The following is a 9,108-nucleotide window of genomic DNA, read 5'->3' as shown; positions in this document are numbered from 1 at the left end:
GCCGGAGACGAAACCTTAGATAGTGGAGCCTTTATGGGTGTTCGGCTTTGCATAAAAGGGTTAAATCTTTTGTAATAAGGCTCCACTATCTTACGGTAACTTCTAACCAGTCTCTTGGCATGTTCTTCACGCTGCCTACTTATTTTAAGGTGTTGTCTGCCTAATCTATTAATGGCTTTCTTACGGTTAGATGAGCCTTTATTTTTCCGAGATACTCGGCGTTGATAAAATTTTAGACGCTTCTCTCCTGCCCTATAGAAGCGAGGATGAGGTTCAGTGTTTCCCCTAGAATCGGTATAGAACTCTTTTAGTCCTACATCTAAGCCTAGAGTGGTATCAGCTGGGTCTAATTGCTCTTTTACATCAACAGAGACGCAAAACTGAACGTAGTACCCATCAGCCCTTGTGACAATGCGAACCCGTTTGATCAATTTTTTATCGAAGCGCCACAAGTCCCAGGTACCCTTGAGTTTCAGCTTTCCTATTCCTTTCTTGTCACTGAAAGTGATTGACTTTTTATCAGGGGAAAGTTTCCATCCTGATTGTTTGTACTCAACAGATCTACAGTGTTTTTGAAAACGGGGAAAACCTTTCTTTCCTGGTACTTTTTTCTTGCAATTGTCATAGAAGCGAGTAATTGATGACCAGGCTCTCTCAGCCGCAGCCTGTCGAGCCGTTGAATTCAGTTCATTGGCAAAGGGAAACTCTTTGGCAAGTATTTTACTATACTTGCTGAGGTCATATTTTCCTGTGCCCTTATTATCCATCCACAGACGAATACAACTATTTCGGATAAACTTTACTGTCCGAATTGCTTCGTCAATAGCTTGATATTGGCACGATTTTCCGTAGGCTTTGAATTCAATTATGATCATCATAAATCGACCTCTTATGTATACAATTACGCTAACACATATAGCGTAATTATACAACTATGATTCAATATCTTTTCAAGGCGAATAAACTCGCTAAGCACTTTCATCCCGGAGACGAAACCTTAGAATAAGGAAGCCTTAATCATAAAGTTTTCACCCTTTACTCATAGCCGACCAACCATAAAGGCTTCCTTATTCTTGCGGTAACTTCTGACCGGCTCTAAAGAGACGGAGCTTTCAGTGTTGGGATTCCTAGTAATTGGTAATTAGCGACTAGCAGGAAAACTGCCACCAGCGATGCAGCGCGGTCTTGGGGAGGCAGTGCGGTCTTGGGGGTTTCCCCCATGAGCAACTGCCGTGGTCTCCCCCATGAGCGACTGCCGTGGTTTCCCCCACTCGCGCTTTGCATCAAGAAATGAAGTGAACATCACTGAAGGTTTCGATCCACAAACGAGCGCCACAATCGAGTGGGTGATCTGGCTGATAGACAATCCGACATGGGCCGAGGATTTCTACTTGGTTGCCGTATAGATTGTTGCCACTTCGTTTTACTGAAATCACTGGCTTCCGGTCTTTGGGACTTTTGTGCATATTCGAGCCAATGTGATTGCGGTTGACATTGATCTTAGCTAGAGCCGGAGGACGATTTTTAAGCCACTTACCCTTTGGGCCACGTCTGCCTTTGGTAATTTGAGGCAGATAGTTAAACAGGGGAATAATCCAGAATTTACCGCTTTTATAAGCACCTCTGACCCGGCCAGAGCTTAGGAGTTGTCGCAATCGTCTAGAAGAAATTCCTAACAGAGATGCCGCTTCAGTAGTACCAACGCACTTGTTCATCAGTTGACTCCTTAAACTATTCCGATAAAACTAGTATAACAGAAAAATTTGTGAAACGTGGAATCATCGGGTGCTATTAATTAATGCATTAAACTTCAGCACTCAGAAGATTCCCTGAATAACATTGAGTGTAATTAGGGCTATCATTAGACAAATCAGGTCAGTTGGAATGATTGGTTGGGACTTCTGGAATAGCTAAAAATGGCAATCAGTGCTACTGTAGGATGCCATACTGTTGCGCTAGTTATCCTACATGGTTGAATCAATACCTAAGCAAAACTACCGTGAAGATCCAGGGTCAGCCATCGTAGGCTTCACAGGTCAACAGTGTCAGCAACAGCTGCTTGACAAAACCTGAGTAGACATCTGTTCTAACTCCTGATTAACCTGATGGTTTGTGCAGCATAACTGGTAACGCTCCTAACACCTGATGCAATGACAGCACTGCCCATTCCCCACCAACCCTCAAGTTCAACGAATAGCACCAGCTCCTATGCTGCTGCTAAGAAAAACCCTGTGTCCACCCTCAAAGAACTGGTGGCACGTCTTTATCGAGAACAGCACAAGGTTCAAGATTTGTTAAGTTCATTGGGGTTTGCCTTACGCAGCTTCAACAATCTCAATCAGTTTTTAGAGTTAATTCCTCTAATGGCAGCACGGGTGAGTGATGCCGATGGGGGAGCTTTAATCTTGTTCAATCGAGATGGTCAGGTACAACGATCTGACCTACACTACCAGAACCCTCAGGTGGTTCAGACTATTCGTAAAGCGATAGAAAAGACCACCCACCAAGTGACAAGTCCTAATGGCCAAGGGGGGAATGATCAGCACACACCAACCTCTTTGAAACTGGTTCAGGCATCCTTTGATAAACTCTTGAGGGATTATCTTGAACCCAATATCAAACTGTTTAGTCTTCCGATTCTGGTTAAAAATGTTGAACAAGGACATTTGTATATCTTTAGCCATGACCCACAATATAACTGGACAGCAACACGACAGAAGTTGGTAAGGTTAGTGGCTGACCAAACTGCAGTAGCGATCGCTAATGATGAACTGAAAGTTGAGCTACGCCATAAAGAACGCTTAGATCGAGAGTTAGAAATTGGTGCCGATATCCAAATCCGCCTACTACCGCGCCAATGCCCTGAAATTGAAGGGTTGGAATTAGCGGCTTTCTGTAAAACCGCTAACCGTGTCGGAGGTGACTACTACGATTTCATTCCCACCAACTACGACCAGCTCGGACCGAAAAACTCCGGGGATGGTCATCTCACTGATGACCACAGTGCTTATTTACCTTGGAGCATTGTGATTGGTGATGTGATGGGAAAAGGGGTTCCGGCTGGGTTGATTATGACTATGACCAGGGGAATGCTGCGAGCAGAAGTACTAAACGGTCACTCCCCTGCACGCATTCTCGAACACCTGAACCGGGTTATGTATCCTGACTTGGAAAATTCCCATCGGTTCGTCACCCTGTTTTATTCTGAGTACGACCCCAAAACCAAGATTTTGTCCTATAGTAATGCCGCTCACAATCCCCCCTTGTTGTGGCAGGCATCAACCGGTTCTATCAAACCCTTGGATACCGCAGGAGGGATGCTGATTGGTTTAGAAATTGATTCTCAATACGAAGACTCTCACGTGCAGCTAGATTCAGGGGACACCATTATTTACTACACTGATGGGGTGACCGAGGCAGCGAATCTCAATGGCAATCGCTTTGATGAGGAAAATCTAACCCAAAGCTTCCAGTGGGCCTGTGAACATAGTTATAGTGCTCAGGAAATTTTAGATTACCTATTTCAGCAAGTCCAGCAGTTTACTGGTACAACAACTAACGGAGATGATATGACACTGGTCGTAATGCAGGTAAAATCAAGGCTTGACTAATAGATTTAACGTATAGGAAAGCATAGCAATGGTGATTGTAGGCATACAAACAGTAATAGTTCCGTTAGATAGCATTAGCGATTGGACTGATGTCTTGGGATGGCTGAACTCTCAGTTACCCATCGATGGGCTAGTTTTGGCTCAAACTATTGAAGATCCCGATGTACTCGGTCAAATCAAGACGGCGTGGCAAAAGTTTATTGATTCTGGTCAGGCTGTGGCGCTGGTGATTGGTTTAGTTGTTGGTTACTTATTCAGAAATCTAACTTCGTTTAACTAAATCGTCAGCTGTCAGCCGTCAGCTGTCAGCCGTCAGCTTAAGATACATCTTCCGTAGCCTGTGCGGTTCGCTTAGTCTACACCTATGCCCATTGCACAATGCCCAAACGGTAAAATTTAATAGTTCCAAATTTTATAGAATTGAAAGTCTGGGGATTTGCCCTTCTTAGCTTATGCTCTACGCGCCTAAGCTGATAGCTGATAGCTGATAGCTGATAGCTGATAGCTGATAGCTGAATGCTTATACTAAATCTAACTTCGTTTAACGAGTCTTTTGTGCTTTATCTTTTGTCCTTTATCTTGTTTCCAAAACTGTGACTGAGCAAAAAACCTGGAGTCAGAGATTTGAATCAGCGTTACATCCAGCAATTGCTTGCTTCAATGCCAGTATCGGCTTTGACATAGAACTGATTGAGTATGACATTACTGGTTCTGTGGCTCATGTCAAGATGCTTGCCCATACTGGCATTATTTCTGAGTCGGAAGCTCAGCAGCTAGTAGCTGGCTTAGAACAAATCCGTTCAGAATACCACCAAGGAAAATTTAACCCTGGTGTTGATGCTGAAGATGTACACTTAGCTGTAGAATGCCGCCTAACTGAACTTGTGGGTGATGTTGGCAAGAAGCTACATACAGGGCGATCGCGTAATGACCAAGTTGGTACGGATACCCGACTCTACCTCCGGGAGCAGATTGATCAGATTCGTAGCCAGTTACGTAACTTCCAACAGGTCTTGCTCAATCTGGCCAAAGCTCATGTTGAAACCCTGATTCCTGGCTATACTCACCTGCAACGGGCTCAGCCAGTCAGTTTAGCCCATCACCTGTTAGCTTACGTAGAAATGCTAGAGCGGGACTGGCAGCGTTTAGGGGAAATCCGACGACGGGTGAATATCTCACCCCTGGGTTGTGGAGCCTTAGCAGGGACAACCTTCCCCATTGACCGACATCATACCGCCAAAACCTTGCATTTTGAAGGAATTTATGGTAATAGCCTCGATGGAGTAAGCGATCGCGACTTTGCCATTGAATTCCTCTGTGCTGCCAGTTTGATCATGGTACATCTGAGCCGATTGTCAGAGGAAATCATTCTCTGGGCATCTCAGGAATTTGGCTTTGTTACTCTCATCGATAGTTGTGCTACTGGTTCGAGCATCATGCCCCAAAAGAAAAATCCTGATGTTCCGGAACTGGTACGAGGTAAGACTGGTCGTGTCTTTGGTCATCTGCAAGGGTTGTTGGTATTGATGAAAGGGCTACCTTTGGCTTACAACAAAGACCTGCAAGAAGACAAAGAAGCACTGTTTGATAGCGTTAACACTATCAAAGCCTGTCTCGAAGCCATGACCATTCTCTGGCAGGAAGGGTTAGAATTTCGTACCGAACGTTTGGCATCAGCAGTTACTGAAGATTTCTCTAACGCTACCGATGTCGCTGACTATTTAGCCTCAAAAGGAGTTCCGTTTCGGGAAGCCTACAATCTGGTGGGTAAGGTGGTCAGAAGTTGTTTGGCATCCGGGAAGTTACTGAAGGATTTGAGCCTCGAACACTGGCAAACTTTGCACCCAGCCTTTGAGGAGGATATTTATCAAGCCATTGCCCCTACTCAAGTAGTAGCTCGTCGGAATAGTTATGGTGGCACTGGTTTTGACCAGGTTAGGCGAGGGATTCAGGATGCATGCGATCGCTTAAATTCCAATCATGATTGATCGCTAATTTATCGTAAGCATATGCGCTACGCGCACTCTACGCGAACAGCTATCAGCTGTCAGCCGTCAGCTATCATGCAGACGTAACTCAGATTAAACAAATGCTTACCTGTTTTATTCAAAAGCACCATCTGTAGCCCATAAGCACCTCACCTCAAGTAGCGTGCGCGTAGCGCATAAGCTGATAGCAGCATCTGTAGCAACATCTGTAGCCCATAAGCACCTCAAGTAGCGTGCGCGTAGCGCATAAGCTGATAGCTGACGGCTGAATGCTTACAATTTATCTCTAATTTAGATCTTGTCGATCTTGCACCAGTACAAAAATACTTAATAATCTTAATAATAGGGAAGTTCGGATCGGGAAACTTCGGATCAGAAGTAAGGATTTTTAGTTAGTTTTTGGCTTAAAAGATACTTTGACTTTTGTTTATTCCAATCACATAACCTTGACTTATTCTGACTCGAAGCTCCTGACTCGATACTCCTAAGTTTTCTACATCAACAGTAGTTAATCAACTGGGGTAGCTGCCTGATCGGATGTAAGGAGTCAGCTATGACAGTCAGCTGATAGCTGACTCCTTACATCGCACCAGTACCACCTTGGTAATTATCCTCGTTGTTAGTTTCTGCTGTTGTTTCCTCCGACTTAGGAGGTTTGCTACCGTACCGTCTATTTTTGGAAAAACGGCCCGTATTACGCTTGGATTTCCGAAACTTACGGGCGTAAGCTTGATTCCGCTGCGCCTTTTCCTTTTTTAGATTGCGGCGCTTTGCCATGTCTACCTCATTGATAAAAAAACAAAAACACTATCAAACCCAAGTCTTAGACTAGATTCAGCTTGGTTTATTTAAGTTACCCATTTGACACTCCCCGCCCTGGAAGGACGGGGATTCTTAGTTCTTCGACATGCCTTAAAATTAGTTATCCGCCAAAGGCAATATTTAAGCCAAATATCCGTTAAAAACCAAATATTGAGCTTAATTTAACTAACCCCAGTGGGCTTATCTCCCTAAGCGTTGAGTTTCCTCAGTTTCCGTGTGCCGGAGACGAAACCTTAGAAGAGTGGAGCCTTTATGGTTAGTCGTCTATGGGTAAAAGGGTTAAAACTTTGCCGATTTTGGCTCCACTCTTCTTACGGTAACTTCTAACCCCACGGTACTTTCATCTTTTAAGATTTGCTTTACTGGTTGTCGGTATCCGCGCTTGATCCATACGTTTTTAATGAGGTTTTTCGCGCCTCATGTACTAGCATCGCTTTACGTCGTTAGTTTGTTGACAGTACCGACGAATCCTGTCTGTGCTAGGCTACCTTTTTATTATACCACAGTGAACAAAAGCCCTCCTAGAAGGACGGGGCTTGAGACCCACTTTTTCGGTCACCCACGGCAAAGGAAAATGGTTAGTTTTCCACAACATACTTCTTGATTGTCCTCGAAGCCTACTGTTGTTATAACTTATTCTAGAACCCACTGCGACTACGATTTCCTCGATTGTTGTCGTTGTCGTTAGTCTTTGGTCTAGCTTTGCGGACGCGCATATAACGCCCCATCCATTCTGCACCATCTAGCTCAGCAATGGCAGAATCTTCCTGATCTGTTGTCCCCATATCAACAAAAGCGAATCCACGCCCTTGACCTGTTTCCCTATCTTTAGGAACTACTACTTTTGATACTGTACCATAATCCTGAAATACTTCCTGTAAGTTTTCAGAGGTAACCTGATAATCTAGGTTGCCAATGTATATAGTCATTTAGAGTTGTCCATCTGATCGAAAATGTTCAGATGAAGGTCGGTGAGAGGGCAAAGCACTGGTGCATATCTACCCAGGTTATGACAGCGATGCAGCGAGGTAGCGCGGTCTTGGGGATCACCCCCCATGAGCGACTACCGGTGCGGTCAAAGGAGGCCCCCCACTCGCGCTTTGCATCAAGACAGAGATTTAACCACAAGTGATTTGCCTGTAACCGGTTAGGTATTCCTTAGGCTCCTAGCTGTTAACTACTCAGACGTTCAACGTTGAATTGCATCACAATGGACTTTTCAATCACTGACGTTACCGAACTTGCATCCATAATGTCTATCATAGCAGTCAGTAAAAGCAACACACACAATCAACAGCCCTATCATCACATGAGAAGATTATGGCAATTTGTCCAAACAGTTCTGGGGATTATATTTCGACATCCTATTACCGGTACGAGCATCATTCCACTCTTGCCGGATGGGCGAATTGTGCTAGTTCGACGTCGTGACAATGGTAAGTGGGCTCTACCAGGAGGGATGGTTAACTGGGGTCAAGATATTCCAACGACTATCGAACGGGAATTATTTGAGGAAACCGGACTTGAGTTGCTCAAGATTCGCCAGTTAGTTGGGGTTTACTCAGCACCAGGAAGAGATCCCAGAGTCCATTCTATCTGTATTCTGGTAGAAGCTGATGTGACTGGAACCATGGAGGTACAGGACGTATTGGAAATTAGTGAAGTCAAGGCGTTTGAACTGGAAGCTATCCCTAAGGGAAACCTCAGCCATGACCATGACCGTCAGTTACAGGACTATTTTGAGGGTAATATCACCGTTGCTTAATTCCCCATTCCCCACAAAAGTCACCGCAGCAACTAACTACCAACGACTGACAACATTCCCCAAAAGATTAAGTAAGGATCAACAATAATCTGAGCTGCTATTCCAGGAAATTGAGATTGGAGATAAGTAACTAACTGCTCAGAGTCGCCACCAGTCAGAGCAATCGGACTGTTGGGAAACTCCCTTTGCCAATCCTCAATAAAATCCCGGATACTAGCTAATACTGTATAGACCACACCACTTGCCATGGCTCCTGATGTTTCGAGTGACCAACGCTTTGGTAACTGAGCTGGTAGTTCAATGGCGGGTAATGCTCCAGTTTTTTGTGCTAGAGACTGTAACTGTAATCCTAATCCTGGCAAGATAGCCCCTCCGATTAGCTGTAGGTTTTGGTTAGCACCAGTAAAGGTTAGAGCAGTACCAGCATCAATAACCAAAATTGGATAACTATACCTGTGACCAGCACCAAATAACGCCAAGGCGCGGTCAATGCCTAGGGTGGGATATAGTCCGGAAAGGGGTAAATCTTCCAGGGTCAATATTGTAGTATCGGAATAGTTTTGCCAGAGTGCTGTTTGGGCAGGTACTACTGAAGCGATGTAAAGGGGTAATGGCTTGGATGTGTCTGTACCCTGAGCTCCTAACTGGGGTGGGAAAATTTCCTCTGACATTACATTAGACGTCCAGTCCTTGATTAACTGCTCTACAGCTGCTGGGGTTAGATGGTTGGTATCCCAGGCTTTTTTCAGGGTGTTATCTACAAACCAAGCCCAATGTAGCCGGGAATTGCCAATCACTAATCCTAAAAAGCTGTTGGCCTTAGTCGTCATATAGCAGTTATCAATTGGGTTAGGTCCTTTCGTTTTCGGTTGCGCGGGAGTCGGGAGTCGGGAGTCGGGAGTAGGGAGTAGGGAGGACACAA

The 9,108-nt window shown here is 44.8% G+C and carries 9 protein-coding genes; 4 read left to right on the top strand and 5 right to left on the bottom strand.

What is annotated here, in order from left to right; genetic code table 11:
- Positions 1-875, bottom strand: an 875-nt coding sequence (locus F6K20_RS12780) for an RNA-guided endonuclease InsQ/TnpB family protein (protein ID WP_287294902.1), incomplete at its 3' end; no start/stop codon positions are given.
- Between the two features lie 408 nt (positions 876-1,283).
- On the bottom strand, positions 1,284-1,715 hold the full coding sequence (locus F6K20_RS12775; RefSeq protein WP_008187894.1) for a helix-turn-helix domain-containing protein: 432 nt from the start codon (positions 1,713-1,715) through the stop codon (positions 1,284-1,286).
- 435 nt (positions 1,716-2,150) lie between these two features.
- On the opposite strand from F6K20_RS12775, the gene F6K20_RS12770 reads away from it, so the two are divergent.
- The 3 genes from F6K20_RS12770 (at position 2,151) to argH (ending at position 5,599) form a co-directional block, all read left to right on the top strand.
- Positions 2,151-3,611, top strand: coding sequence for a GAF domain-containing SpoIIE family protein phosphatase (locus F6K20_RS12770; RefSeq protein ID WP_287294900.1), 1,461 nt, complete (start codon positions 2,151-2,153; stop codon positions 3,609-3,611).
- A gap of 28 nt (positions 3,612-3,639) precedes the next feature.
- Positions 3,640-3,891, top strand: coding sequence for a hypothetical protein (locus F6K20_RS12765; protein ID WP_008187897.1), 252 nt, complete (start codon positions 3,640-3,642; stop codon positions 3,889-3,891).
- A gap of 313 nt (positions 3,892-4,204) precedes the next feature.
- On the top strand, positions 4,205-5,599 hold the full coding sequence (argH, locus tag F6K20_RS12760) for an argininosuccinate lyase (protein WP_287251915.1): 1,395 nt from the start codon (positions 4,205-4,207) through the stop codon (positions 5,597-5,599).
- A 579-nt stretch (positions 5,600-6,178) separates the two neighbouring features.
- Here argH and F6K20_RS12755 read toward each other — a convergent pair.
- The gene (locus tag F6K20_RS12755) at positions 6,179-6,376 is read right to left on the bottom strand and encodes an Asl3888 family RNA-binding protein (RefSeq protein WP_008187899.1); all 198 of its coding nucleotides are present in this window, start codon (positions 6,374-6,376) and stop codon (positions 6,179-6,181) included.
- A 683-nt stretch (positions 6,377-7,059) separates the two neighbouring features.
- A complete protein-coding gene (gene rbp / locus F6K20_RS12750; RefSeq protein ID WP_287265581.1) occupies positions 7,060-7,350 on the bottom strand; it encodes an RNA-binding regulator in 291 nt (96 codons plus the stop codon).
- Between the two features lie 380 nt (positions 7,351-7,730).
- Between rbp and F6K20_RS12745 the strand changes: the two genes are divergently transcribed.
- On the top strand, positions 7,731-8,186 hold the full coding sequence (locus F6K20_RS12745; RefSeq protein ID WP_008187901.1) for an NUDIX hydrolase: 456 nt from the start codon (positions 7,731-7,733) through the stop codon (positions 8,184-8,186).
- 32 nt (positions 8,187-8,218) lie between these two features.
- Here F6K20_RS12745 and F6K20_RS12740 read toward each other — a convergent pair whose 3' ends face one another.
- Positions 8,219-9,106, bottom strand: a complete 888-nt coding sequence (locus F6K20_RS12740) for a pantothenate kinase (protein WP_353736753.1) — start codon at positions 9,104-9,106, stop codon at positions 8,219-8,221.
- Between the last annotated feature and the right edge of the window lie 2 nt (positions 9,107-9,108).

Source organism: Moorena sp. SIO2C4 (assembly GCF_010672485.1).
Taxonomy (GTDB): Bacteria; Cyanobacteriota; Cyanobacteriia; order Cyanobacteriales; family Coleofasciculaceae; genus Moorena; species Moorena producens.
This window is presented reverse-complemented; position numbering and strand designations above follow the sequence as displayed.